Origin of the sequence: Cognatundibacterium oligocarboniphilum (assembly GCF_013377855.1) — a bacterium.
Lineage (GTDB): Bacteria > Pseudomonadota > Gammaproteobacteria > Burkholderiales > Burkholderiaceae_D > Undibacterium > Undibacterium oligocarboniphilum.
On sequence record NZ_JABXYJ010000001.1, the window covers coordinates 326,319 to 352,386 of the forward strand.

24 protein-coding genes are annotated in these 26,068 nt (G+C 58.1%); 12 read left to right on the forward strand and 12 right to left on the reverse strand.

The window, feature by feature from the left end; translation table 11 throughout:
• Window positions 1-35 precede the first annotated feature (35 nt).
• Entirely contained in the window at window positions 36-242 is a 207-nt protein-coding gene (locus HV832_RS01575) for a hypothetical protein (RefSeq protein WP_176801782.1), read from the reverse strand.
• A 95-nt stretch (window positions 243-337) separates the two neighbouring features.
• The gene (locus HV832_RS01580) at window positions 338-1,633 is read right to left on the reverse strand and encodes a BaiN/RdsA family NAD(P)/FAD-dependent oxidoreductase (protein WP_176801783.1); all 1,296 of its coding nucleotides are present in this window, start codon (window positions 1,631-1,633) and stop codon (window positions 338-340) included.
• A gap of 400 nt (window positions 1,634-2,033) precedes the next feature.
• On the opposite strand from HV832_RS01580, the gene HV832_RS01585 reads away from it, so the two are divergent.
• The 4 genes from HV832_RS01585 to HV832_RS01595 all read left to right on the forward strand — a co-directional run bounded on the left by HV832_RS01585 (window position 2,034) and on the right by HV832_RS01595 (window position 4,412).
• Entirely contained in the window at window positions 2,034-2,552 is a 519-nt protein-coding gene (locus HV832_RS01585) for a hypothetical protein (protein ID WP_223827294.1), read from the forward strand.
• Between the two features lie 26 nt (window positions 2,553-2,578).
• The gene (locus HV832_RS17195) at window positions 2,579-2,800 is read left to right on the forward strand and encodes a GDCCVxC domain-containing (seleno)protein (RefSeq protein ID WP_223827313.1); all 222 of its coding nucleotides are present in this window, start codon (window positions 2,579-2,581) and stop codon (window positions 2,798-2,800) included.
• On the forward strand, window positions 2,797-3,699 hold the full coding sequence (locus tag HV832_RS01590) for an AraC family transcriptional regulator (RefSeq protein WP_176801784.1): 903 nt from the start codon (window positions 2,797-2,799) through the stop codon (window positions 3,697-3,699). Before HV832_RS17195 ends, HV832_RS01590 begins: the two co-directional genes overlap by 4 nt.
• Window positions 3,700-3,851: 152 nt before the next feature.
• Window positions 3,852-4,412, forward strand: coding sequence for a carboxymuconolactone decarboxylase family protein (locus HV832_RS01595; protein ID WP_176801785.1), 561 nt, complete (start codon window positions 3,852-3,854; stop codon window positions 4,410-4,412).
• Window positions 4,413-4,475: 63 nt separating this feature from the next.
• Here the strand turns inward: HV832_RS01595 and HV832_RS01600 are convergent, their stop codons facing one another.
• Window positions 4,476-5,861 (reverse strand): ATP-binding protein, encoded by a 1,386-nt coding sequence (locus tag HV832_RS01600; protein ID WP_176801786.1) that lies wholly within the window; start codon window positions 5,859-5,861, stop codon window positions 4,476-4,478.
• A complete protein-coding gene (locus HV832_RS01605; RefSeq protein ID WP_176801787.1) occupies window positions 5,858-6,538 on the reverse strand; it encodes a response regulator in 681 nt (226 codons plus the stop codon). Before HV832_RS01605 ends, HV832_RS01600 begins: the two co-directional genes overlap by 4 nt.
• Before the next feature lie 114 nt (window positions 6,539-6,652).
• On the opposite strand from HV832_RS01605, the gene HV832_RS01610 reads away from it, so the two are divergent.
• The 4 genes from HV832_RS01610 to HV832_RS01625 are packed head-to-tail and all read left to right on the forward strand — an operon-like array spanning window position 6,653 to window position 12,578.
• Complete coding sequence (locus HV832_RS01610; protein ID WP_176801788.1) at window positions 6,653-7,852, forward strand: efflux RND transporter periplasmic adaptor subunit; 1,200 nt, start codon at window positions 6,653-6,655, stop codon at window positions 7,850-7,852.
• Window positions 7,852-10,944, forward strand: a complete 3,093-nt coding sequence (locus HV832_RS01615) for an efflux RND transporter permease subunit (protein ID WP_176801789.1) — start codon at window positions 7,852-7,854, stop codon at window positions 10,942-10,944. Before HV832_RS01610 ends, HV832_RS01615 begins: the two co-directional genes overlap by 1 nt.
• 42 nt (window positions 10,945-10,986) lie before the next feature.
• Window positions 10,987-11,322 (forward strand): DUF3240 family protein, encoded by a 336-nt coding sequence (locus tag HV832_RS01620; RefSeq protein WP_176801790.1) that lies wholly within the window; start codon window positions 10,987-10,989, stop codon window positions 11,320-11,322.
• Window positions 11,319-12,578, forward strand: coding sequence for a TolC family protein (locus HV832_RS01625; protein ID WP_176801791.1), 1,260 nt, complete (start codon window positions 11,319-11,321; stop codon window positions 12,576-12,578). The genes HV832_RS01620 and HV832_RS01625 overlap by 4 nt, the downstream gene beginning before the upstream one ends.
• Before the next feature lie 150 nt (window positions 12,579-12,728).
• Here the strand turns inward: HV832_RS01625 and HV832_RS01630 are convergent, their stop codons facing one another.
• The 8 genes from HV832_RS01630 to HV832_RS01665 form a co-directional block, all read right to left on the reverse strand.
• Window positions 12,729-13,850 (reverse strand): substrate-binding domain-containing protein, encoded by a 1,122-nt coding sequence (locus HV832_RS01630; protein WP_176801792.1) that lies wholly within the window; start codon window positions 13,848-13,850, stop codon window positions 12,729-12,731.
• A 373-nt stretch (window positions 13,851-14,223) separates the two neighbouring features.
• Window positions 14,224-15,063: a head GIN domain-containing protein gene (locus HV832_RS01635; RefSeq protein WP_176801793.1), complete on the reverse strand. Its 840-nt coding sequence runs from the start codon at window positions 15,061-15,063 to the stop codon at window positions 14,224-14,226.
• Window positions 15,064-15,110: 47 nt separating this feature from the next.
• Window positions 15,111-15,857, reverse strand: coding sequence for a DUF1700 domain-containing protein (locus HV832_RS01640; protein ID WP_176801794.1), 747 nt, complete (start codon window positions 15,855-15,857; stop codon window positions 15,111-15,113).
• Window positions 15,858-16,064: 207 nt separating this feature from the next.
• Window positions 16,065-17,690 (reverse strand): glycerol-3-phosphate dehydrogenase, encoded by a 1,626-nt coding sequence (gene glpD, locus HV832_RS01645; protein WP_176801795.1) that lies wholly within the window; start codon window positions 17,688-17,690, stop codon window positions 16,065-16,067.
• Window positions 17,687-18,820 carry an SMP-30/gluconolactonase/LRE family protein gene (locus HV832_RS01650; protein WP_317889326.1) on the reverse strand — a complete coding sequence of 378 codons (1,134 nt, stop codon included), beginning with the start codon at window positions 18,818-18,820 and terminating at the stop codon, window positions 17,687-17,689. Before HV832_RS01650 ends, glpD begins: the two co-directional genes overlap by 4 nt.
• Window positions 18,821-19,145: 325 nt before the next feature.
• The gene (locus HV832_RS01655) at window positions 19,146-19,649 is read right to left on the reverse strand and encodes a 3'-5' exonuclease family protein (RefSeq protein ID WP_176801796.1); all 504 of its coding nucleotides are present in this window, start codon (window positions 19,647-19,649) and stop codon (window positions 19,146-19,148) included.
• A gap of 248 nt (window positions 19,650-19,897) precedes the next feature.
• Window positions 19,898-20,656 carry a transporter substrate-binding domain-containing protein gene (locus HV832_RS01660; RefSeq protein ID WP_176801797.1) on the reverse strand — a complete coding sequence of 253 codons (759 nt, stop codon included), beginning with the start codon at window positions 20,654-20,656 and terminating at the stop codon, window positions 19,898-19,900.
• An 86-nt stretch (window positions 20,657-20,742) separates the two neighbouring features.
• Window positions 20,743-21,135, reverse strand: coding sequence for a VOC family protein (locus HV832_RS01665; RefSeq protein ID WP_176801798.1), 393 nt, complete (start codon window positions 21,133-21,135; stop codon window positions 20,743-20,745).
• A gap of 227 nt (window positions 21,136-21,362) precedes the next feature.
• Between HV832_RS01665 and gshA the strand changes: the two genes are divergently transcribed.
• The 4 genes from gshA to egtD all read left to right on the forward strand — a co-directional run bounded on the left by gshA (window position 21,363) and on the right by egtD (window position 26,055).
• Window positions 21,363-22,955, forward strand: a complete 1,593-nt coding sequence (gshA, locus tag HV832_RS01670) for a glutamate--cysteine ligase (protein WP_176801799.1) — start codon at window positions 21,363-21,365, stop codon at window positions 22,953-22,955.
• 129 nt (window positions 22,956-23,084) lie between these two features.
• Window positions 23,085-24,095, forward strand: coding sequence for a M14 family zinc carboxypeptidase (locus tag HV832_RS01675; protein ID WP_176801800.1), 1,011 nt, complete (start codon window positions 23,085-23,087; stop codon window positions 24,093-24,095).
• Window positions 24,092-24,829 carry an alpha/beta fold hydrolase gene (locus HV832_RS01680; RefSeq protein WP_176801801.1) on the forward strand — a complete coding sequence of 246 codons (738 nt, stop codon included), beginning with the start codon at window positions 24,092-24,094 and terminating at the stop codon, window positions 24,827-24,829. The genes HV832_RS01675 and HV832_RS01680 overlap by 4 nt, the downstream gene beginning before the upstream one ends.
• A 224-nt stretch (window positions 24,830-25,053) precedes the next feature.
• Window positions 25,054-26,055, forward strand: a complete 1,002-nt coding sequence (egtD, locus tag HV832_RS01685) for an L-histidine N(alpha)-methyltransferase (protein ID WP_176801802.1) — start codon at window positions 25,054-25,056, stop codon at window positions 26,053-26,055.
• The last annotated feature ends 13 nt before the right edge of the window (window positions 26,056-26,068 follow it).

The window sequence follows — 26,068 nt, forward strand, 5'->3', positions numbered from 1 at the left end:
AGTATCGTATAGATACAGGTCACCTTGCATACCACCTAGGTGCGGACCGACGCATCGCGCGGACTGGGTACCTCCATCATCATCTGATAATCCTGTTTTTCCTTCAGCATGACCCCTATCTGCATCTGAATTCCGGCGGCAGAAAAATTAACGATTTTGGAAGGAACAATTCTGCCGGGAACAACCTGAACAGCGGATCGCCAAGAGACAGCAAGGCGCGGATTAATGCGGGAATCACTCATAAAACACAATCATCACAACAAAAATAAGCAGACATCAGAACCAACATCAGATTGTAACAATGAAACAGAAAAAACTCAGGCATCCCGACAGGTCGTCATGCCCCGCCAGATTGCCGGTTCTGCAAATAAGCGATCACCGATCCGGCCGCCATTCTGCCGCTGGCAAAACAGGCTGTCAGCAAGTAACCGCCGGTCGGCGCTTCCCAATCCAGCATTTCGCCGGCACAGAACACACCAGGGCAGGCTTGCAGCATCCCGTCCGGGTGCATTGCGGAAAACTGCACACCGCCGGCACTGCTGATGGCTTCATCAATCGGTCGCGTCGCCTGCAAAGACAGCGGCAGGTGCTTGATGTGTCGCGCCAGCGCATCCATTGCCGGTGACTGCTGCTGGAATTTTCCCAGCACCTCGTGGAGCAGCGCCGCTTTGAGTGGATCGAGCCCCAGCCGGCTCTGCAGGAAACTGGTCCAGGAACGCGATCCGCGGCCGCTGGCCAGCGCCTGAGCCACCCAGCCAGCACTGCGGTCAGGCAGCAGATCCAGTTCCAGCACCGCTTCACCGCTGGCATGAATCTGCTTCCGCAAGGCTGAAGACAGCGCATAAATCAGGCTGCCTTCCACACCGCTCTCCGTGACCACAAATTGCCCCTGCCGCATCGGTGCCGATGCAGCACCGCCCTGCACCCGCGCTGCCACCGTCGGCACCGGATGTCCGGCGAAGCGGTGACGGAAAAAATCACTCCATGGCCGCTCAAAACCGCAATTCGCCGGCTGCAGCTGCGCCACCGCCACGCCACGCTGGCGCAGCCACGGAACCCAGGCGCCATCGGAACCCAGCCGTGCCCAGCTGCCGCCACCAAGCGCCAACACAACCGCATCGGCTTGCAACAATTGTTCACCTTCGGGTGTGGTAAAACGGAGAAACTCCCCCGACGGATCCCACCCCTGCCAGCAATGCCGCATATGAAAACGGACACCCTGCGTACGCAGCCGGTGCAGCCAGGCGCGCAGCAGCGGAGCCGCTTTCATATCAGTCGGAAAGACGCGCCCCGAGCTGCCGACAAAAGTTGCGACGCCCAGTCCTTGCGCCCAGGCGCGCAACGCATCTGCATCAAACGCTTCAATCATGCCGCGCAATTGCTCCGCCCGTTCGCCATAACGCGTCATAAAGACAGGAAACGGCTCGGAATGCGTGAGATTCATACCGCCTTTTCCTGCCAGTAAAAACTTGCGCCCGACGGAGGCCATGGCATCATACAGATTCACGCTCAACCCGGCAGCCGACAAGACTTCCGCCGCCATCAGACCTGCCGGACCGCCGCCGATGATCATCACGTGCGCAGCAGACGGCGCAGAAGCGTGGTGACCGGCAGGAACAGGCAATATAGGCATAGCGGCAGGCGGTGTCGTTGTGACAGATTCAGTCTCAGACTGAACAGGTCGCGGTTGAAAAGAAATCGGGGCATCATCATACGACGGATCGATGATGGACAGGCAGAATTCAGCGCAATTATTCCATATTGATGCCTGTATCTGTCCCACCGCCGGACAGGTGACAGTCTACCCGATGAGAATATTTTTCTCAGTCCGCGAACCGTTTTACCTTCATGCCACCTCTTATGCACAACAAGCTCGAACCGGCATTTCCAAGTCGGCCGTGCTGATTGACGATGTTCAGACACTGGTCATGCAGCAGTCATACGCCGGCCTGATTTACCGTCTATATTGTGAGCAACAGGCTCGCCAAGCTATATTCTGGTTCATTTTTTATTCACCCACAAAAAAGATTTTCATGAAAAATATACTCCGTTTTTCCGGTCTCCACGCCCTGATCCTGTCTATCGCGGCACTGGCTGTAGGTACTGCGGCAGCGGAATCGCTGAATGTGCAGGCCACCATGATTCCGAAAGAACAGATCAGGCTGGATTTTAAAGACGGCTCCGGTCACTTCGTACTGATGGTGCGCCGTGAGGGACAGACCAGCGGCACCGGCCTGCTGGATGGTGCACAGATGGTTGAATATGGCCGCCACGACATCGTGCCAGGCGTTGCCGGCGACCCCAGCGGCTATCTGGTCGTGACGAAAGGTGAAGGCAATGTCGCTTATCTTAAATGGACGGTACGTGCCGTGTTCCTGCCCGGTAAGGACGGCAAACCGGAAATCCATGATAACGGCTTCTGGGAAGTGGTTTCCGGTACCGGCAATTTCAAAGGACTCAAAGGCGCCGGTACCCTGCACATTAAATCAGTCAACCCGACTGACCGCGTCTTTATTCTGGATGGCGAAATCAGCACCGCCCGCCAACCATAAGGCAAAACATCATGACATCGCCCCAGATGCAGACCCACTCCCTTCTGACCTGCCCGGTGTGCGGCCATGCCGAATTACTTGAAATGCCCGCCGCATCCTGCCAGTTTTTCCATGAATGCAGCGCCTGCCATACGGTGCTGCGCCCCCTGTCCGGCGACTGCTGCGTATTCTGTAGTTTTGGCAGCATCAAGTGCCCGCCGGTGCAGAACAGGGAATCATGTTGTCATCCCGCAGCAGAAAAAACATGACCGCATGGGAAAATCTCAACATTCCGTTCAACTCACAGGAGACATTGCGCACCGTGCATGAATCCTTAGATCATCTGCTGAATTATTTTTCATTGCGGGCCGGTGTTTTTTACACTGGCAATATCTGCGGTTTGCATGATTTTGAACGTGATCACACACATGGGCATCTGCATCTGATCAAAAATGGCCCGGTTCAGTTACTTGAATCCGGTCAGCCTGCCATCACGATTCTTCAGCCTACCCTGCTATTTTTACCCAGACCCGAAAAACACAGATTACTGGCGAATGACCGTACAGGTGCCGATGTAGTCTGTGCCAGCATTGTGCTGGGCAACAGTGTTCATCAACCGATCTCAGACTCGCTACCCGACCGAGTGCTGATTGCACTGGACCAGATAGCCGGTATCGACGCTATTCTGGCATGGATGTTTGAAGAAGCTTTTGAAAACCGTAGCGGGCGGCAAGCTATCCTCGACAAACTCTGCGAAATCCTGATCATCAGGATGCTGCGTTACTGCCTGGAACAAGGTGTGATCGCTGGCGGCACGCTTGCCGGGCTGGCAGACCCTCAGTTATCGAAAGCACTCGAAGCGATCCACCAGAACCCAGAACTGGACTGGACAGTCGCCGTTCTGGCAACCAGAGCGGGTATGTCACGCGCACGCTTTGCCGATCGTTTCCATCAGGTTGTCGGGAAACCACCCGCCGACTATCTGACATCTTTTCGTATCATGCTGGCACAACGTCTGCTGGCTCGTGGTCGCCCGGTCAAAGCGGTGGCACTGGACGTCGGGTACGGCAGTTCAAGCGCATTACACCATGCCTTTGTGCGAAAAATCGGCATCTCGCCGTCAGATTGGCTGACAGCACAATCTGACATACATAAAAATAAAAAATGATACGGCAAGTAAAACTGAGACACACGGACAAGATTCTGAGACGCTGAAACATCCTGACAGCACCCTGACTCATTACTATGCAGTGAAGCTGATCAATAACGATGTCAGATCAGCTGTTACGTCATTACTCATCCCATATCAAGGAACCGCCCATGTCATATCTTCAAACCCTTACTGCCGTTGATCACGCTTTAGCACAAGGCCAGCAAAAACAAATGCTGGATACTGCGCGTCAGCAAGTCGGCTTCATTCCAAACATGTATGCCAATATGGTCAATGCCCCAGCCGTACTGAGTACGTACCTGCACGGTTATGGCCTGTTCCGGGGGGAATCAGGTTTTACACCTGCCGAGCAGGAAACCGTGTTTCTGGCGGTCAGCCAGGTCAATGGCTGCAGCTACTGTACCGCAGCACACAGCATGATCGCGGACAAAGTATCCGGTGTTCCGGGTGATGTGCTCAGCGCCATCCGTCAAGGCACCCCGATTCCGAATCACAAGTTGTCCGCGCTCTATGCACTGACTCAGGAAATGGTGCGTACCAACGGTCGCCCTGCTGATGAAAAGGTTACAGCATTTCTGGATGCAGGTTACCAAGAGCAGCACATCCTTTATATTATTCTGGCAATTGCCGTCAAAGTGTTGAGCAACTATTCCAACCATGCTTTTGGAACACAGGTCGATGACCGTTTTGCTGATTACAAAATCGAGTGAGTGATTCCGGGTGATTTTTTGCAGCCACAGCAGTCCGGCAGAGGCGACGGACTGCTGTGGCACTCAGCTTTGCTGGATGTATGCGCCAAACAGCACACACACCGACAGGCCGCGCCCGTGCAGTCCCTGTTGCAATAACAGGCTGGCCTGATGGGTGTCGGCGATGTTTTTTACAATCGACAGGCCCAGTCCGCTGCCCGGCGTATTGGCATCAGATAAGCGGAAAAACCGTTCAAAGACCCGTTCGCGCATCTCTTCCGGAATCCCGATACCGTCGTCGGCAATCTGCAGACAGACCTGATCGCCCTGCCTGCTGCAGGAAAGCTGCACCTGTCCGCCGGCTGGGGTGTAACGCAATGCGTTGTCCATCAGGTTGCGGAACAGGATCAGCAGGCTGTCGCGGTCCATCCGCACCAGCCCCGTCTGCAGGCTGACGTCGAGCCGGATGCCTGCTTTGTCTGCCTGCTGCTGCCATACTGGCAATTCATCGCGCAGCAAATTCGCCAGATCCTGCGGCAGCATCGGCAAATGCTTGTCGTAGGGCGGCTCCAGCCGCGCCAGCGTCATCAGCTGGCCAACCAGACGGGTGGCGCGGTCGATACTGGCAGTCAGACCGGCGAGCGCTTCTTCGCGGTCATGCTGGTTATGGGTTTTCTGGATCACCTGCAGATTGGCCTTGATGGCCGCCAGCGGAGTACGTAATTCATGGGCTGCGTCCGAAGTAAAACGCTGCTCGCGGTCGCGGCTCTGGGTGACGCGTTCAAACAGGCGGTTCAGCGCATGCAGCAGGGGCTGCACTTCATCTGGCGCATCTGCCAGGGGCAATTGCCGCAGATCGTTCGGCATGCGCTGCGCCACATCGTCCGTAACCTGCCGCAGACTGCGAAATACCCGATTCACCAGCCACCACAGGCCGGCAACCAGCAGCGGTACGATCAGCAGCAAAAACAGCAACAGCTTGTAGGCAAAACGACCGCTGATTTCTTTGCGGTGGCTGCTCGGCTCCACCACCTGAATCTGCAGATGATGCGCGCTGTCCCAGCTGGTATAGCTGCGCCATGGCTGGTTATTCATCCTGATCCAGCCGAAACCTTCACTGCCCTCTGCGTCCGTGACGAAAGGCGTTTCCGGCGTACCACTGTTTTTATAGATCAGATGATGCTGCCCGTCCCAGACCTGAAACAGCAGGTACTGGTTATGTTTCTGATTATTCGATTCCGCCAGCGCCGGAGCGGTGCGTCCGGCATGTTCGGAAAGTTCATGGTTCGCCAGCGACAGCAGCAGATGTGCGGTTTCGGCCAGCGACTGGTCAAACAGCTCGCGGCTTTCGGTATCGGCATCCAGGTACACCACCACGGCGCTGAAACACCAGACTGTGACCGTCAGTGACAGCACCAGCCCGAGCAGGGTGCGGCGCAGGGACCAGCCTGCCGCTTCAGCGCGCATCATGCCTGTACCTCGCCAGCCGGGGTTTTGTCGATCACATAACCGACGGCGTGAATAGTACGGATCAGTTCCTTGCCGAGTTTTTTCCGCAGGTGATGGATATGCACCTGAATCGCATTGCTCTCAATTTCTTCTCCCCAGCTGTACAGCGTTTCTTCCAGCTGTTCGCGGGTCAGAACCTGACCTGCGTGTTCCAGCAGCATCCGTAAGATACCGAATTCCTTGACCGTCAGGGTTACAGACTGACCATGCAGGCTGACCTGCCGGGCCGCCATGTTCACCGCCAGCGCACCATGCCGCAACACTTCATGCACGCGCCCGTGCGCACGCCGGCAGGCCGAGCGGATGCGCGCCGTGAGTTCATCCAGATCAAACGGCTTGATAATGAAGTCGTCAGCACCGGCATCCAGCCCGGCAATGCGGTCGGGAATCTGGTCGCGCGCGGTCACGATCAGCACCGGATCGGCAAATCCGCTCTGGCGTAATTCGCGTAGCAAAACCATGCCGTCCGCTTGCGGCAGGCCGAGATCGAGCAGCACGCAGGCATAGTCATGCGACCTGAGCGCAGACCGTGCGCTATCGGCGGTCTGCACCCAATCGGTGGCATAGCCGGACAGATCCAGCCCCATCTGCGTGGCGCGTCCCAGTTGCGGATCATCTTCGACCAGTAATACACGCACGGACTTTTCTCCTGATATGGCTTTTACGAATGCAATGCATTGTAACTGCCGGTTGTTAAGAAGTTCTTAAGTTCTTCCGCTCAGAATAGCCCCCATTCCAAAGTGGAGCTTTGCATGATGACGAACAAACACATCTTTTTCCCTCCTTCACCATCCTCTTTCCAGAATGCCATGATGCCCATCCTGCGTCTTGCCGCGCTGGCCTCGGCTGTGCTGTGCACCCAGACGTTTGCCGCAGGCAGCCATCAGGTCAGCCTGAACGCTGAGCAGCTGCTGCACGCAGGTGTGAAAACCGAAGCCGTAATCAGCGCTCCGGCGGCGAATGGAGTCGCCAATCAGGGTGGGTTGCATTTGTCCGGCACGGTAATTGCCTCGGCCAACGCGGTAAATGTGGTCAGCAGCATGGTGGGTGGCGTGGTACGGGAAATTCATGCCAGCGCCCTGCAGCCTGTGCGCAGCGGGCAAGCGCTGATCAGCCTGTTCAGCCAGCCACTGATGGAAATGCAGCGCGAATATTTGCAACTGGCGACACAGGCAAAACTGGCGCGGGAAAAACGGGAACGGGACGAAGCATTGCTGAAGGAAGGCATCATTGCCCAGAGCCGTCTGCAGGATAGCCGGGCAGCGGCGCTGCAGACTGAGATTGCCGCTAAAGAACGCTACCAGAGCCTGCGCAGCGCCGGCATGAGCGAAACCGCCATCCAGAATCTGCTGACGCAGCAGCAATTGAGCCCGGTGCTGGTGCTGGCTGCGTCCGCTGGCGGCACGTTGAGTGAAATACAGGTCAGGCCGGGGCAGCGCATCGAAGCAGGCATGCCGGTCGCCAGCGTCAGCAAAGACGCGCCGTGGTGGCTGGAATTGCAGGCTTCAGCCCAGCAGGCAGCACAAATCCGTCCGGGAGACTTGCTGCAGGTCAGCAACTGCGCCACAGCAAAGGTGAATGCCGTGGCAGCGCATGTCCAGAGCAGTAACCAGACTATCCTGATCCGGGCGCAAGTCACGCAAAATAGCCAGTGTCTGAAGCTGAATCAGTTTGTTGAAGCCGTGCATCAGTCGGCACAACAGGCTCCCGGCAGTCTCGGTGTTCCGCTACGCGCGCTGTTTCAGAGTGCCAGAGTTCATTATGTGTTTCTCAAAAATGCACAAGGTTTTGAAGCCGTCAGAGTCAATCTGTTGGGCCAGGATGCCAGCCATGCCTGGGTGAGCGCGCCCGGCAAACAGCTGCAGCCCGGCAGCCAGGTCGCCACCCAGGGCATCGTGCAGCTCAAAGGCGCGCTGGCAGGATTGGGCGCTGAAGAAGGCGGGGGACAATAATGCTGTCACGTCTGATTGCTTTTTCCCTGGCACAGCGTCTGCTGGTGGTGGTCGCCACGCTGATGATGATTGCCGCCGGCTACCAGGCTTTCCGCGGATTGCCGATTGATGCGTTTCCGGATGTATCAACCACGCAGGTCAAGATCATCATGAAAGCGCCCGGCATGACGCCGGAAGAAGTCGAAGCACGCATCGTCGCACCGATTGAACAGGAATTGCTGGGCATCCCTCGGCAAGTGATCCTGCGCTCCCAGTCCAAATATGCGATTGCCGACATCACGCTCGATTTTCAGGATGGCACCGATGTGTTCTGGGCGCGCCAGCAGGTCAGCGAACGGCTGGGCAATGTGATGAAAGACCTGCCTGCTGTCGTCAGCGGCGGCCTGGCGCCGATCACCACGCCGCTGGGCGAAGTGTTCATGTTCACGATCGAGGGACCGCTATCGCTGATGGAAAAACGCAGCCTGCTGGAATGGACGATACGGCCGCAGCTGCGCAACATTCCCGGCGTGGCCGATGTGAACTCGCTCGGCGGCATGGTCAGAAGTTTCGAGGTGGTACCCGATCCCGATGCGCTGGCGGCGCGGCAATTGTCACTGAGTCAGTTGCAGGCGGCGCTGGAAAGCAATAACCGCAACGATGGCGCCGGCCGTCTCGCCAGCGGCGAAGAATCATTGCTGGTACGCAGTGACGGCAATATCCGCACGCTCGATGATGTACGGGCAATTGCCATCACCCAGCGCGACGGTAATGCCATTCGCGTCGGCGACGTCGCCACGGTCCGCATCGGTCAGCTGACCCGCTACGGCACGGTCACCAAAGATGGCAAGGGTGAAGCGGTGGAAGCGCTGGTACTGGCGATGCGCGGCGCCAATGCACAGCAGTTGGTCAATCAATTGCGCGAACGGCTGATCACGATCAATCAGTCTTTACCGAAAGGCACCGTCATCAAGCCGTTTTACGACCGCGGCAATCTGGTCGAACGCGCCGTCAATACGGTGCAGAAAGCGCTGGCGGAAGCGACTGTGCTGGTCGTGGTACTGCTGTATCTGTTCCTCGGCAATGTCCGTTCAGCGCTGGTGGTGGCCTGCATCCTGCCGCTGTCTGCGCTGGGCACATTCCTGCTGATGGACAGTTTCGGCTTGTCGGCCAACCTGATGTCGCTGGGCGGGCTGGCGATCGCGATTGGCATGCTGGTTGATGCGGCGGTGGTGGTGGTGGAAAACGTGGAAGCGCACAGTGAAAACCACGGCCAGCCGGTGCTGCCGAGGCTGCATGTGATTTACCGGGCCGTCAGGGAAGTCGCGGTTCCGGTCACGGCAGGCATGCTGGTCATCATGATCGTATTTCTGCCTTTGCTGTCTTTGCAGGGACTGGAAGGAAAACTGTTCATCCCGGTCGCGCTGACCGTCATCTTCGCGCTGGCCTCGTCGCTGCTGCTGTCGCTGACGGTGATTCCGGTGCTGTCCTCCTTTTTCCTGCAGCATGAACATGGTGGTTCGCCGCGTCTGGTGCAACGCATGGAAGCCGCCTACCGCGCCCTGCTGAACCGTGCGCTGCGGCACAGCCGCCTGGTCAGCATCGCCGCGATGACCGTGCTGGTGCTGACCGCCTGCCTGTTTCCCTTTATCGGTAAATCTTTCATGCCGGTGCTGGATGAGGGCGACATCATCATGCAGATAGAAAAACTGCCTTCAGTCAATCTGCAGGAATCGGCCCGCATTGATCAGGCGATCCAGCGGCGGATTCTGGAACAGGTGCCGGAAGTCACCAGCATCGTGGCGCGTGCCGGCTCGGATGAACTGGGACTGGACCCGATGGGGCTCAATGAAACTGATACCTTTCTGGTGCTGAAACCGCGCAACGAATGGAAAGTGGCCGATAAAGAAGCACTGATCGTCCAGCTGCGCCATGTGACCGCCGAATTTCCCGGCCTCAATTTCAGTTTCACCCAGCCGATTGAAATGCGGACATCGGAAATGCTGTCCGGCGTGCGCGGCGATCTGGCCATCAAGATATACGGCCCGGACACCAGGACTCTGGGCATTCTGGCGGAACAGATTGTGAAGATCGTATCCGGCATCAGCGGCAGTCAGGACGTGCTGACCGTCAACAATGACGGCGTGCAGTATCTGCAGATCGATATCCGGCGCGAAGCCGCAGGCCGCCTCGGCCTCAGTGTGGAGCAGATTCAGAACGATCTGCGCACGCTGGTGGAAGGACGGATCAGCGGGGTGGTGATTCAGGAAGGACAGCGCCTGCCGCTGCTGATCCGCGGCAGCGACCAGATCCAGATGTCGCCGGAACTGTTCCGTCAGCTGCGGCTGCCGATGGCCGATGGCCAGGCAATTCCGCTATCGCAGATTGCCGATCTGCGAACCCTCGAAGGGCCGGTCAAAGTCGAACGTGAAAATTCATCCCGGCTCACCGTGGTACGTGCCAATGTGCGCGACCGCGATCTGGTCAGCTTTGTCGAGGAAGCAAAAATCAAAGTCGCGCAACAGGTTAGACTGCCTGCCGGTTACCGCCTGAGCTGGGGCGGACAATTTGAAAACCAGCAACGTGCAGCGGCACGGCTGGCGATTGTGATCCCGGTGGCGCTGGCGCTGATTTTCCTGTTGCTGTTCACCACCCTGCACAGCATCCGGCAGGCATTGCTGGTGTTTGTGAATATTCCGTTCGCGCTGGTGGGCGGCGTGATCGCACTGGCGGTCACCGGCGAATACCTGTCGGTGCCGGCATCGGTCGGTTTCATCGCACTGATGGGGATTGCGGTACTGAATGGCCTGGTGATGATCAGTTATTTCAATCAACTGGTGGCACGCGGTATTCCGCTGCCGGAAGTTGTTTCGGAAGGCGCCTTGCGCCGTTTCCGGCCGGTGATGATGACGGCCAGCATCACTGCCTTTGGTCTGATACCACTGCTGATGGCGACCGGCCCCGGTTCGGAAATCCAGAAACCGCTGGCGATCGTCGTCATCGGCGGACTGGTCTCCGCCACGCTGCTGACGCTGATCCTGCTGCCTATCCTGTTCCAGCGCTTCGGCATTCCGCCTGTCACCGGCGCGGCGGCTGACAGCAAAACGCCTTAACGGAAAAATCACTCGGCGCTCCACTTACCGGAATGAATACCTATGACACACACTGAAACACACTCTGTCGCCGTCAAAGATTCGCTGCTGCATCTGGCGATTCCCCGCACGCTGGAAGAAGAAGTCGCTGACTTTCTGCTACTGCATCCGGCGCTGGCAAGCGGCTTTACCATGATCGATGCGCAAGGCATGGGACAAGGGGTCAGCCTGCTGAGCGCAATCGAAAAAGTACAGGGTCGTTGTAAACGCAAGCTGATCCTGGTGGCAGGCACCCAGCCGCAATTGCTGCATTTGCTGGAGCTGTTGAAAAAAGAGCTTCCCAGTCCGGACGTCGCCTACTGGATCACGCCATTGCTGGCGTTCGGGAGGCTGGCATGAAGCTGTACACCTGTTTTTTGCTGGCAGCACTGCTGGGAACACTTGCATTCGGTGCACAGGCAACCCCACCCGCCGAGATACCGGCCGATCTGTCCGCCATTCTGCCGCCACGACAAGCGGTGCAGCAGACGCTGGAAAACCTGCAGACCCTGCGTACCGCCCGTCTGCAGCAGGACATGGCAGCGGCCAGCCGTCAGAAACTGGAATCGGGAAGTTATGAATGGGTGCTGCGCGCAGGCCAGACGCGGCGCACCGAAGCCAGCGGCCAGTCGCTGAAGGATCAGGAAATCGCACTGGAACGGCCGGTACGCTGGTTCGGCAAAGCCGGAAAAGACGCCGCCATCGGCGACAAGCAGATCAGTCTGGCGCAGCTCGCCTATGCCGATACCTGGCACGAAGCAGGCCGGACGCTGCTCAACGACTGGTTCGACACGCTGCGCGCCAGTGTCTACCGGCAAAAAATGGAAGAACAGCTGGAACTGTCGCGCCAGCTGCGGCAGCTGACTGAAAAACGGGTCAGGGCCGGTGATGCGGCACAGATTGAACTGGTGCAGGCAGACACCGAACTCCAACGGTTGGCGGCACAATGGCAACAGGCGCAGATGCGGGAAGAACAACAGCTGCAATTATTCAGCGCCACCTATCCCGGTTTACAGCCGGTGCCGCTACAGACACTGCCCGCACCGTTACCGGCCGGTCTCAGCCAGAATGCCTGGATCGATCTGATCATGGACGACAACCATGAACTGGAGCTGGCGGAGGAAGAAGCAGCCTTGTCCCGCATGCAGGCCAGCCGGTCCGCCAGCGACGCCATGCCTGACCCGACGATCGGCGTCCGCGCCTCACGCGAACGCGATGGCCAGGAACGCTTACTAGGCATCAGTATTTCAATTCCGCTGTCCGGCAGCGGACGGACGGCCGACAGCAACATGGCGCAGGTCAGAGCACGTATCTCGGCGGAAAAACACAGCCTGACCCGCATGAAAGTCCTGCGCGATGCACAGCGCGTCACGCGGGAAGCCGGGCATCTGTACAGTATCTGGCAAAGCCAGCAGCAAGTGGAGCAGCAAAGTCAGGCACAGGCGGCGACCATGATGCGGGCATATCAGCTGGGTGAAGCCGCCTTCAGCGACACCCTGCAGACGCGCCGTATGGCGCTCGAAGCCAGTCTGACGGCCGCCACGGCACAGCTCGACGCACTGCAGGCGCATGCCAGGCTGGAGCTGGATGCACACCGGCTATGGACGGTGGACTGAACAGATTCTGGCATATGTGCAGTTCTTGAAACCCTCAAAAAGAACAAAAAAAGGCAGCGCATGGCTGCCTTTTTTTTGAGGAAAACTTAGTCTGTATTCAGTATGTATTCCGTACGCCGTGCAAAAGCCCGGCGCCGGATGGGTACCGGTTTAACGGGACCATGCCTGCTGGTAATGGCTGCGGTAATCGTTTGCCGGATCAAACGTGTTGCGTGCACCACCGTCGTACGCAATATTCTGTGCCGTCACCAGATGTACCGGTGTCACATAACCGCTGGGCTGGTCACCGGACATCGCGCGGTTCAATTCATCCACCAGTTGCCAGGCGTGCATCGCCAGTGGCTCGGGCACGGTACCAGTCTGGATGCCGTTGGCGCGAATGCGGCGATAGGCCGCCGGTGAACCGTCGCCGGCAGAAATGCCTGTGAGCTTGTTCGCCGCCACCAGCGGCGCCACCGAGGGGGAATCAAGCAGATCGAAGTAAAAATCATTGACGGCGATGGTATGCGTCCATTTGGTGCCGTGGCGTTTCACCAGCACTTCGACCACACTTTTCATTTTCAGGTAGGCGTCATTCAGCGGCACGTCTTCCACGCTCAGGATACGGCAGCCTTCGCACTGTTTCAGCGTTTCGATCATCGCTGCTGATTTGGCTGCCATATAAGAATTGGTGGAGTCGGTGAAAACGACGATTCCCGCCTTGCTGTTGGAATCGACCACCGTATAAAGCGCCGCGACCTGCGCCACCTCTTTAGGATTGGAGGTGATGTTGGTAAACAGACCGTCGGTCGGGCCATTCCTGACAGAAGCATGCCAGCCGACAACCGGAACCTTGGCCTTGGCCGCCGCTGCCATGCCCTTGGCCTGCGTGGTGACATCGACACCGGCGAGGATGATGCCGTCAGCCTTCATGTCCAGTGCCTGAGTGATGATGGCCGCCCCCTGGTTGCAGCGGCCGCGGCAATCAATCGGCAGGGTTTCCCACGAACCTGCGGCACCGGCTTCACGTACGCCGTGAAACACACCGGCGATACCGGCATCGCTCATATCACCGGCAATGAAGATGATTTTCTTTTTCTTCTGGATTTTCGGTCCTTCGACCGGCCCTTCCCATTTGTTTTTCAATGCAGCAGCACGGGCGACCTTGGCATTCGCGCGGCTCATGAATTGCATGGGATTTTCCTGGGCTGTGGCGGCGCCGGAGATGAAACTTAACGCCAGCAGCAACACAGTCAGAGTCTTACTAGGAATATTACTAGGAATCACGATCATGGTTCTCGGTCAGTCAGGTTAAAAAAAACCTGCGTGAAACACGCAGGTACTATTTCATCTTTTCCAGACTGACACCGGCATTGAGCCTGATCCTGTCACACGCTACGACGACAGGTACTTTTCAGAAATGTTCCGCGCCAATCTAACTTGCAACAAATATTTACATTTGCCTTGATTATTGCAGAAAATTTTTCCAAGTAAATAGAGTTTATGTACCAGGATTAACGATATGGAATTTAATTCAACCCAATTGAATCTGAACAATATTTTGAACTATATAAAATAAATATAGCCATTCAAAATTTTGTTCCGTACAGCAACATTGAGTGGTCTGATTACTATTTACAACATTTCCTTCCGTTGTTAAGTCGTTTTATTTCCAGATAATGTCCCCGGAACCGTGTTTTTCCAGTTGGCGGCGCACCGGATTTCCCTGAATAAACAAGTCGCCGCTACCCAGCAGACGCCCGTTTACCTCTTCGCTGACGCTGACCCTGGCGTCACCGGAACCCATCGACTGCACGTTGAGCGTTGCCAGCCGGAATGCCGCCGCATTCAGATTGCCGGAACCGGACAATCTGGCACTCAGCGCCTTGCCCTGACCGTTCAGCAGGGCGTCGCCCGAACCGAGCATATTCAGCTCCAGCATGTCGTTGCGGTCCAGTTGCAATTGCAGATCGCCGCTGCCGCTCATATTCGCCTGCAACTGCGTGAATTCACCTTCCAGCATGACGTCACCGGAACCGTGCATCCGCAGATCGAGTTTGCTGCCTTTGAACCCTTTGATATTGCCGTCGCCGCTGCCGCTGAACTGCAGTTTTTCAATCGCCGGCAATGTCAGCTCGACCCGGGTCGCCTCACTCTTGCCAAGCGAGATGAAAATGCCGCGGGTCGCCACGTAGAGCGTATTACCTTCCATGCGGGTGGTTACGCGCGCCACCAGTTTCGGGTCGCCCTTGATGAACAGCTCCGGCGTAGCGCCTGCCCGCAGCAGCAGATCCAGCGGGCCGCTCATCACCACATTCACGATCCGTGCTTCCACTTCGCGCCGCTCGCTGGCAAGCGCGCTGCTGACTGCATTACCGCTGGCGGATGGCCCCGCAGCGCTGGCTGCAACCGTTGCTGCGTGGGCGCGGATCACCAGGGCAGATGCCGCCGTGAGAACGACCGATAAAGCCAGCAAGGTAACGCCGGTGCGCAAAATATGTTTCATGATGTCATCCTTTCATTCAGATAAATTTTTCTCCGAAGCGGGCTGCGTCAGGCGACGCTGCCGGCTCTGAGCAGGTTCAGATTCCATTCCAGATAAGTCCTGAATCCGCGCCAGGTAGAGCGCGTGAGCCACATGCAGGACATCAGCAGCAGGATGCCTGCAGCGATCATGCCGCTGCCCTTGAACGCTTCGGCAGCGCCGAATTGTCTGCCCAGAAAAATGGAAATGCTGTCTGTGGGAGCCGGATGCGGCGCGGCAGCGGACGGCTCCGGCACCGCTTTACCGTCAGCCACAACGCCTGCCGCATCGATATTGACTTCGATCTCCCGCTGTAGAACGCTCACGGAATGGTGTTTGGCTGGCAGGTTCAATCCCTGTGGAAACTCAATCGTCACGTGCTCTGCGCCGGAAAGCGCGACGCCCGTGATCAGCACGCCGGACAAGTAAAGCACCAGCGCTGCGATGTAAGTTGCGCACAACGCCGAGCAATACACCAGCGCCGGTATCGCCATCAGCAGGTTGAATAGGGCCAGCCCGAACAGCGCCACCACCAGGTGTCCGAGACGACTGATGCTGAAACGCTGTCGCAGCGCCTGGTAATGCAGGCGGGTGCGCTTCTGCGCCACGATCAGCTGAGGCTTGGGCAGGCGGCTGATGATTTCCTGCTCGCTCTCGCCCGCCATCATGCCATCGACAAACTGGCCCTCGTAATCCCACAGGATTTCTTCCTGTACCGGCCCGGGGAAATCCTGCAGGGCAAGTTTCAGGGTATTCATGTATTCCATCTTGTCCATCACACACTCCATCTCGCCATTTCAAGGTCGGTGAAAAGCTGAAGACAGAATACGGAGCCGGAAACAAGAAGGCCAGCGCGATGCGACAGTGCGCTGAATCACCGGCATCAAATGCACAAATCGCCGATTGGACGGCAGATACTGCGAGGAGCTCAGAACCGGCGCAACACGGCAATGCTGTCTGAGGGCGGTTGTTCGTGCACTGTGCTATGACTGCGATACGTGCGGATGATCCTGGTACCGGGCCTGCATCCAGGCAGACAGCCGTTCCACCGCTGCGGCAGGCAACTGCAAGCCCAGATGAGAACGCCGCCACAGCACATCGCCGGCCTGCTGCGCCCATTCGTATTGCATCAGATAGCGAACTTCGCGGGTACACAAACCGGGCGCCAGCCATTCGCCCATATCGGCCATCTGGCGGCAGCCTTCCAGCAGACGATGCAGCCTTGTGCCATAGGCGTACACATAGCGCTGCACCAGCGCCGGCGGCAGCCAGTGGTAATGCTGCTGGCAACTGGCAACAAAATCCGCCAGCCCGGTGACCGAACGCACGTCGGGCACGGTTGCCGCGATATCGCCACCCGGCAGGCAGACGTGCGCTGTCCAGGCGCCATGCCGGTTGCCCAGCAGCGGGGCCAGCTGGTCCAGCGCTTCCTCCGCCAGCTTGCGGCAGGTAGTGATTTTTCCGCCCCAGACCTGCAACAGAGGTGCGGGCCGGGACTCCAGCAACAAGCGGTAATCGCGGCTCAGCGCAGCTGCCTTCGCCCCGGTGGCTTCACCCGCCAGCAATGGCCGGACGCCGGAAAAGCTGTGCACCACATCGACAGGCCGTACCGGGCGGGCAAAGTAGGAAGAAGCCAGATCGCATAAATAAGCAATCTCTGTCGCGCTGATCTGCGCCTGCCCCGGGTCGGCGTGCTGGTCGACATCGGTGGTGCCGATCAGGGTGAAATGCTGTTCATACGGCAGGGCAAACACCACCCGGCCATCACTATGCTGCAACAGGTAAGCACAATCATGCGCAAACAGCGCGGGCACCACGATATGACTGCCCCTGACCAGCCGCAACGGAGGAATCGTCGCCGCTGGCTGCTGCAGCACACTACGGGCAGTCTGCGCCACCCACGGTCCGCTGGCATTGACCAGACTGCGCGCCGTGACGCTTTGTCGTCTGCCGCTGCGCGTTTCCAGCTCCAGCCGCCAGATGCCGGCCTCTGCTTGCGCCGATACGCAACGGGTGCGGGTCAGAATCTGCGCCCCGCGCTCTGCGGCATCCAGCGCATTCAGCACGACCAGCCGCGCATCGTTGACCCAGCCGTCCGAATAGGCAAAACCGCGGCGGTACCTGGCCTGCAATGCCTGCCCTGCCACATGGGTACGCAGATCGACGGCAGCGCTGGCCGGCAGTATCCGGCGTGACGCCAGATGGTCGTACAGCAACAGGCCGAGCCGGATCAGCCAGGCCGGACGCTGATCTGCCGTATGCGGCATGATCAGGCGCAGCGGATGGATCAGGTGCGCGGCGCAAGACATCAGAATTTCGCGTTCCTGCAGGGCTTTGCGCACCAGTCCGAATTCGCCGTATTCCAGATAACGCAAACCGCCGTGAATCATCTTGCTGGAGGCCGATGAGGTATGTGCGGCCAGGTCGTCTTGTTCGCATAGCAGCACGCTCAGGCCGCGCCCGGCAGCATCACGCGCAATGCTGACGCCGTTAATGCCGCCGCCGATCACCGCCACGTCCACCGACTGACCGGCATTGCGCCCGGTACCAGCGTTCGATAGGTCGCCGGTACGGATGGCGGATGGCGCAGAACCGGCGATCCCATTCATCGCCGGCGCACCAGATTCGGCATCCAGCCGATGCCTTGTGCATGCAGGCTCTGGATGTATAAACGCTCCGGCGTTTCGGTCACGCCGGTGGTTTCCGGATATTTGCCGCCCGGGTCCTGCAGGTCCCGCTGTATTTTGCCGTTTTCATCAAACGCCAGCACATGACCGTAAGCCGGCGGCACCGGCCACAAAAACCGCGGCAGACGCAGCGTGATGCTGCGCAGCCAGGGCTTGTCTGCCATGTTGTCAATCGCCGCACCGCGCGGTTTGGCAAGGCCGACCCAGATCCGGCCATCGAGACCGCGCATCAGGTTATCGGGATAACCGGGCAGATCGCGCAACACCAGCTGCGCCCGTTTTCGATCGGCCTTGTTTTTCAGGTGCAGCACGGGTGCATGCAGGGCAATTTTCCAGACCCGGTATTCCCCTGTTTCAGCGACGAACAGTGACTGCTCATCCTGGCTCAGTGCAATGCCGTTGGCAAAGCAGATCTGGTCGGCAATCACATACGCCTGCCGGCTGGCGGGATCGTATTCAATGATGCGGCCGGTCGATGAGTGTTCCAGAATGTCGAGTACACTGGCCTGAAAAGTACCGCCGTACTCGCGCGCGCCGAAACGCTGACTGGCATCGGACAAATAGATTTTGCCGTCCCGCGCCACCACCACGGCATCGGCATACAGCAAGGGCGTGCCTTCGGCCTGATCCAGCAACACGCTGATCTGGCGCTGCGGACTGATCTGCAGCAAACCGCGATAGGCATCGGCGGCAATCAGGTTACCATGCGCATCAAACGCAAAACCGAGCACCCGGCCACCGGTATTGACCCAGGTTTCCTGCTGGCTGCCATCGGGCTGCATGCGTAAAATTGCGCCGGAACTGACCGCGGCATATAACCAGCCATCGGGACCCAGCGCGATGTGTTCCGGGCCGGTTTCTGCACCAATGTCGATCAGCTGCAATGCCGCCAGTTGCTCGTTGCGCGCATGCGGCGGCGCATAGCCGGTGAACGGCGTGGCCTGCCAGGCAACCGGATTCACCGGTACCGGCGCCAGCAGCAGATACGCCACCAGCAGTGTCAGCAATAACAGCAAACCGCCCAGAATGCGCCAGCACCATGTTTTCAGCACGTCAGTCTCCTTGTTGTGTCTGCCTGTCCGGAAAGCGGATAACGACGGCGCGCCGCCGCTACGCTCCTGAAAATGTTAATACAGAAGCATCTTCGCATACTGGCAAGGCTTGCGCCAAGTTGTTCCGGTAAGCGAAAACACTGCGGACGACGCAAGACGGCAAGGTGTGCCAACGCAAGTGCGCCGGGGAGTTGGTGGCCTCAGACCTGAGGCAGACCAGATGAGAAACAACAAACACCCCGGCAGTTGTGCAATCGCAGGTTGCCGTCATCACACTTCGGCACGCATCCGGGCCAGCCAATCTGCATGATGATTCTGCATCACATTAATGCAGGATTTTGCTGGCGTCGTAGGTGCGCAGCCAGGTCAGCTGCAGGATGCGCGCATCGTTACTGGCACGGTGGCGGGTGAGATTCAGATCGTCTTCCACCTGTATCTTGGTGGCATGCCAGACGGCTTCCTGGCGCGGCGATATGATTTCCCGCAAATCCGCCAGCCGGAATTGCGGCGAGCGCTGCGCCGCATCAAACAAGCGCGCCAGCCACACGTAATCATGCGCCCAGCCATCGGTGTACACCGTCTGCCCGCCGAGCAGCTGGTTCAGCTGGTCGGCCACCTGATTCACGGCCCGCCCGCGGGCGATCAGCATTTCGCGCTGAATCCGGTGCGCGCCGACAGCGCGTTCATCCCAGTGCTCCCAGTCGTCTTCCGGCCGGATCAGGGTGCACCAGCCTTCGCCGTGGCGATGAGAAAATCCGACTTCGATCGGATAACTGCCCCGGCCAAAACCTGAGGCTTCAAAATCAATCACAACCGGTACGCTGATCATGGCAGGCTCCTTCGCCGGATTAGCGGCAGGAATGACAGGGGGCAACACTGTATTTTGTACTAAACCGGCAGATGTGCAAGTTTTTCTGCGCTAAACCGACGCTGCGGGAGCATAGCGTTACCGAAATCAGCAGTCATGAAATATACTGAGAGGGAGTATAAAAAAATATCCTTTATTTTATTTAGATAAACTGGCGATAATGAAAGATACTCCCCATTTTCCTGACTGATGCCAGTAACGGTGTCTGTTCAGTGTGCTGCCTGCATGGCTTCCCGGAAGCGCAGGACTTTTTCATCGCTGGTCTGCAGGCCGGTGGCGAGATACAAGTCGATGCGGATGTCGTCCAGATCCGCTACTTTCATGATGCGCTGCGGGTCTTCACCGAGCACCCGCATCTGTTCATCAAGATCGTGTTCATTCAGATAGGTGCGGACCCAGGCATCAGCGCGCCCTGCCAGCAAAAACGGCAGGATGTTTTTTTCATAGCTCATCGGATAAAAATCCGGATTGCCGGTCTGTACAAAGCCGCGCTCCAGCAAGGTCAGATGCACGATATTCTGGTTCAGCACGACGATGCGGTATTTTTTCAGGTCTGCCTGCGCGGTGATGCGGATATCGCTGCGGCTGCGCAGGGCAAATACTCCGACCCGCTTGCTGGCGGTTTTGTACACCCACTTAAAGGTATTTTCGCGTCCGGCAGTGCGGCTCAGGTTAAAAATGAACACATCGGGAAAATCCTGAACCGTTTTCAGCGCCCGCGCCCAGGGCAGCACTTCGATCGCAGAAGTCATTCCCAGTTGCTTCATTGCGGCCTGTACCTGCACGGCGGTGCTGCCTTTCAGGGTATGATCGCGCGGATCAAGATAAGCCAGCGGCGCCAGATCTTCGGTCACCACTCGCACATTTCTCCACAGCGCGTCGCCCGGCTGATCCGCCGCCTGTGCTGTCATCGTCGCCACCGCCAGCCAGATTCCGGACAGCAGCCATTTCACCACGATCTTGCTCATGCCAGATTCTCCGTTTTCACAGAACCAGCCGATTCAGCCTGTCTCCGCCGCTATTGACAGAACCCGGCGCAGCTGATCGCCTTCGCTCATGCCGGCATGGCCGTGCAGAGTTCGACCATGATGCCGTCCGGGCAACGCAGATAAGACACCGTCTGGCCCCAGGGTTTCTGCGCCGGTGCCGCCAGCTCGGCCGCGCCGGTGTGCAGGGCATGCGCATGGGCAGCTGGCACATCGTCAGTCACCAGCGCAATTTCAAACCCGAGCGGTTTGGGTGAACTGTGCGCCGCCACATGACCGGTACGGTAGTTGAAGTCACCCATTTCATGCGCGGCGAATGCCAGCGTAGTAGCGCCGGTATCGAGTTCGCCATACATGCCGGAGTCATCCAGGAAACGGGTCGTCAGGCCAAATGCGGCCTCGAAAAAACGGAGCGACGCCGCCACATCGGGGACATAAATGATGGTGTAAGCAAATTGCATAGTAAAACTCCCGAAAATACGCCTGACACAGTGGCACTTTACACTGGCTGCGTATGCACTGATGCGAATATTACCTAAAAAACAATATTAACAGTGTTTTTGCCGCTGCTTTTTTTAACTGACTCCGGTTTGATGCAGCTGCCGGTGCCTGTTTCAAATTTCGGCTATGCTTGCTCGACTTTTCACGCATTTGTTTTTGTGCTGACATCATTTTTGAAGGAAAACCTGTGAGCGATTTACTGAACCGGCGTCTTGCACTGCTTGATCAAGAGACCACCAGACCCCTGCTGGCTCAGGGCTTACGCGGCATCGAGCGGGAAACCCTGCGCGTCGATCAGCAGGGACATCTGTCGCAGCGCCCGCATCCGGCCGCGCTGGGCGCAACCCTCACACATCCGCAGATCACCACCGATTACGCCGAAGCCTTGCTCGAATTCATCACCCCTGCGTTACCGGACATCGCACAGGCCTTAGAGCAGCTTGACCGGATTCACCGCTTTGCCTACACCGAGCTGGGCGACGAAATGCTGTGGAACCAGTCCATGCCATGCCCGCTGCCTGACGAAAAAGACATCGCGATCGCCTGGTACGGCACTTCGCACATCGGCATGATCAAGCATGTGTACCGGCGCGGACTCGCACTGCGCTATGGCAAAAGCATGCAATGTATCGCCGGCATTCATTACAATTTTTCAGTGGCGGAAGACCTCTGGAAAATCCTGCACCGGGCCGAGCAGACGCCGGGCGACGCCATGTATGTGCAATCGGAAAGCTATATTGCGATGATCCGCAATTTCCGCCGTTACAGCTGGCTGCTGATGTACCTGTTCGGTGCCTCGCCGGCACTGGCGACCACCTTCCTGCGCGACCGTCCGCACCAGCTCGATGTGCTGTCTGCCGACACGCTGTACCTGCCGTATGCCACCAGCCTGCGCATGAGCGATCTGGGTTATCAGAACAATGCCCAGGACGGACTGGTGCCGCCCTACAACAGCCTGCTCGACTACATGCGCAGCCTGTCGCTGGCAGTCCGCAAACCGTATCCGCCATATGAAAAACTAGGCACGAAGATCAACGGCGAATGGGTACAGATCAACACCAACGTGCTGCAGATCGAGAACGAGTTTTACGCCACCATCCGGCCCAAGCGCGTGATCCGCAGCGGCGAACGTCCGATCGAAGCCCTGTGTTCACGCGGCGTGCAGTATGTCGAAGTGCGCTGCATGGATGTCAATCCGTTTGACCCGCTCGGCATCAACCTGGAAACCTCGCGTTTCCTCGATGCCTTCCTGATGTACTGCGCGCTGGAAGACAGCCCGCTGACCAATCCTGAAGAAGGCGAGGAAAACGGGCAGAATTTCGCCCTGACCGTAAAAGAAGGCCGCCGCCCGGGTCTGATGCTGCAGCATCACAGCCAGCCGGTTGCACTGCAAGACTGGGGGCTGGAATTACTCGACAAAATCGCCCCGGTCGCCGCCCTGCTCGACCGTCAGCGCGGCGACACCGTTCACCATGATGCGCTGCAAACGCAGCGCGCCAGACTGCTGGATGCAGAAAAAACACCTTCCGCGCAGGTCATGCAGGCCATCCATACCGAAGGCGGATCGTTCACCCGCTTTGCGCTGAAACAAAGCCAGCAGCTGGCCGCACAGTTTCGCGCCCGTCCACCGGGTGCGGAAGAACTGCGCAGTTTCCGCGACATGGCACAGCAATCCATCGCCGAACAGCAACACATGGAAAATACCCAGACCGGCAGTTTCGATGAATTCATCACCGACTACCGTTCCCGCACTTCCAGCCAGCTCTGTTGCGAAAACTGATACGGAAAACCGGCACGGTCGTATGTTTCCGGTGCCACCGCCATTCCGGCGGTGGCACGATAGCAGGAATGCTTGCTTTCTGCGCATAGCTCCAATAGCATTGCCGCATCGTTTTCCAAGCAGAACGCCATGCCCGCCTTGCCTGAATTAAAAGAACTCGAACGCATCATCCAGCTCGGCCAGAAATATCTTGAAGTCGATGTGTTATGCGAAGTCGATGTCCAGCATAAACGCTTTCCGGTGTACCGGCTCGCGCTCGGCAATCCCGATCCGGCATTGCCGGCGATCGGCTTTTTCGGCGGCATTCACGGGCTCGAGCGCATCGGCTCGCAAGTGCTGCTGTCTTTCCTGCGCGGCCTGCTGACCCGTCTCTCATGGGATAAAAGCCTGCAGCACATGCTGCAGGAAGTGCGTCTGGTATTCATGCCGCTGATTAATCCGGGCGGCATGTGGCAGGCCACGCGCAGCAATCCGCGTGGCGTTGACCTGATGCGCAATGCGCCGGTGGAAGCCACCGATCAGGTGCCTTTCCTGCTTGGCGGGCACCGCATCAGCCGCTACCTGCCGTGGTACCGCGGCCCGGCCGACACCGAAATGGAAGCCGAAAATCTCGCCCTGTGCCGCACCGTACAGGAAGAATTACTGCCGCGCCGGTTCAGCATCGCGATCGACTGCCATTCCGGTTTCGGCCTGCGCGACCGGGTCTGGTTTCCGCATGCCCACAGCGTGCATCCGATTCCGCATCTGGCCGATATCCTGTCGCTGGAAGAATTGTTCCAGCAAACTCATCCTAACCATCGCTACCTGTTTGAACCGCAAAGTCTGCAATACCGCACGCATGGCGACATCTGGGATTACCTGTATCTGCAGGCGCAGCAACAATCCGGAAAAACTTTCCTGCCGCTGACGCTGGAAATGGGTTCCTGGCTGTGGGTTAAAAAAAATCCGCGTCAATTATTTTCACGCCACGGCATGTTCAATCCGGTGGCGGAACATCGCCTGCACCGCGTGCTGCGGCGACATAATTCCTGGTTGGATTTTCTGATGCGTGCCACCTGCGGCTATCAGGAATGGCTGGCGCAGGGACCAACCCGGCTGCGCTTGCAGGAGCGCGCCGTACAACGCTGGTACCGCCCATGACCTGGGTGCTGCTGCGCGGCCTGATGCGCGAACAGCGGCATTGGGGTAGCTTCACCCAACAGTTCGCGCAAGCCCATCCGCACGAACGCATCATCACCCTCGACTTCGCCGGCAATGGCGCTTTATATCAGCAAGCCAGCGCCACCAGTATCGGTGCGATGGTCGAACAGGCGCGCGGGCAACTTCAACAGAAGCAAATCGAAGGCAACATCAAACTGCTCGCCATCTCGCTCGGCGGCATGGTCGCAGTGGCATGGGCAGAACGCTATCCGCATGAGCTGCAACGCCTGGTGCTGATCAACACCAGCCTCGCGCCGCACAACCCTTTTTATCAACGGCTGCGCCCTGCCAACTATCCCACCATCATCAGCACCATGTTGACCGGCACACAGCGCCAGCGCGAACAGCTGATCCTGCGTCTGACCAGCCACCAGAGCGACACAGCAAATGCCGAACGTCTGCTCGACGACTGGATCAGCTACGCGCAGCAATATCCTATCCGCCGCCACAACATCCTGCGCCAGCTGGTCGCCGCGATGCGCTACCGTGCACCCGCACAGGCACCACAAGTGCCGCTGCTGATGCTGGCCGGTGCCAAAGATGCACTGGTGAATCCGCAATGCTCCACCACCCTCGCCACCCGCTGGCAAACTGAATTGCGCATCCATCCCGACGCCGGTCACGACCTGCCGCTGGATGATCCTGACTGGGTGATACGGCAGACGCTGGGGTGAACCATCGTTCCGGTTCAACAACCAACACACATCTCCGAAGCGTTGTACACTATCGCGGCATTTACCAGTCCGGTTCTGCCGGATCAGCGATGCTGTTGCAGCATCATATCAGTTAATCTGCATCAGGAAATACGTACCAGCCACACGACTTAACGCCAGCAGCATTGCAGTCACACCAGCGGATCACGGCCTGACGGCCGCCGTATTCTGGGGAGTAAGCACTTATGTCTGTCATCGCCAGTTCGTCCTTGCCAACGCACCATACCGGTGTTGCCGGCACCACCTTGCATCCTGTCCCGCTTCTGCCGCACTCCGCTGAACATGGCGAGCTGCGCAACGGTTTGCTCGCCAGCCGCGCTCATACCTCGCCCAAGTATTTTTACGATGCCATGGGTTCGGTGCTGTTTGAGGCAATCTGCGTGTTGCCGGAGTATTATCCGACCCGCACCGAAGCCGCAATTTTCAGCACCCACCTGCCGCAGATGGCAGAGGTGATCGGCACCGGCGGCACCATCATCGATCTGGGTGCCGGTAACTGCGCCAAGGCCGCGCGCCTGTTTCCGCTGCTGCATCCGCATCAGTATGTGCCGATCGATATTTCTGCTGATCATCTGAACGATGCCGTCGGCCGCCTGCAACAGCGCTTTCCACACATCGAAATGACGGCGCTGAGTCTCGATCTGGCACAGGACTGGCAGCTGCCGCCGGAAGTGCGCCATGAACGCCGGCTGTTTTTTTATCCCGGCTCGTCGATCGGGAATTTTGAACCGGCGCAGGCGCTGGATTTTCTGCGGCATCTGCGACTGTGTTGCGGCAGCGACGGCGGCATCCTGATCGGGGTCGATCTGATCAAGGATGCGCAGATTCTGGCGACCGCGTATGACGATCATCTCGGCGTGACAGCGGCATTTAACCTGAATCTGCTGCGTCATATCAACCGTCTGCTGGGCAGCGACTTTACACTCGGCCAGTGGCGGCACCGGGCATTTTTCAACACCGGCCAGTCGCGCATTGAAATGCATCTCGAAGCGCGGCAGGATCTGCAGGTGCGCTGGACCGGCGGCGGGCGCGATTTCCGGCAGGGCGAAAGCATCCACACCGAAAACAGCTACAAGTACAGCATTCCCGACTTTACCGCACTGCTGGAACAGGCTGGCTTCACCGCTGCTCATCACTGGACCGACAGCAACGAATGGTTTGCCGTGATCTACGCGCAAACCACCTGATTAAGCACGGGGA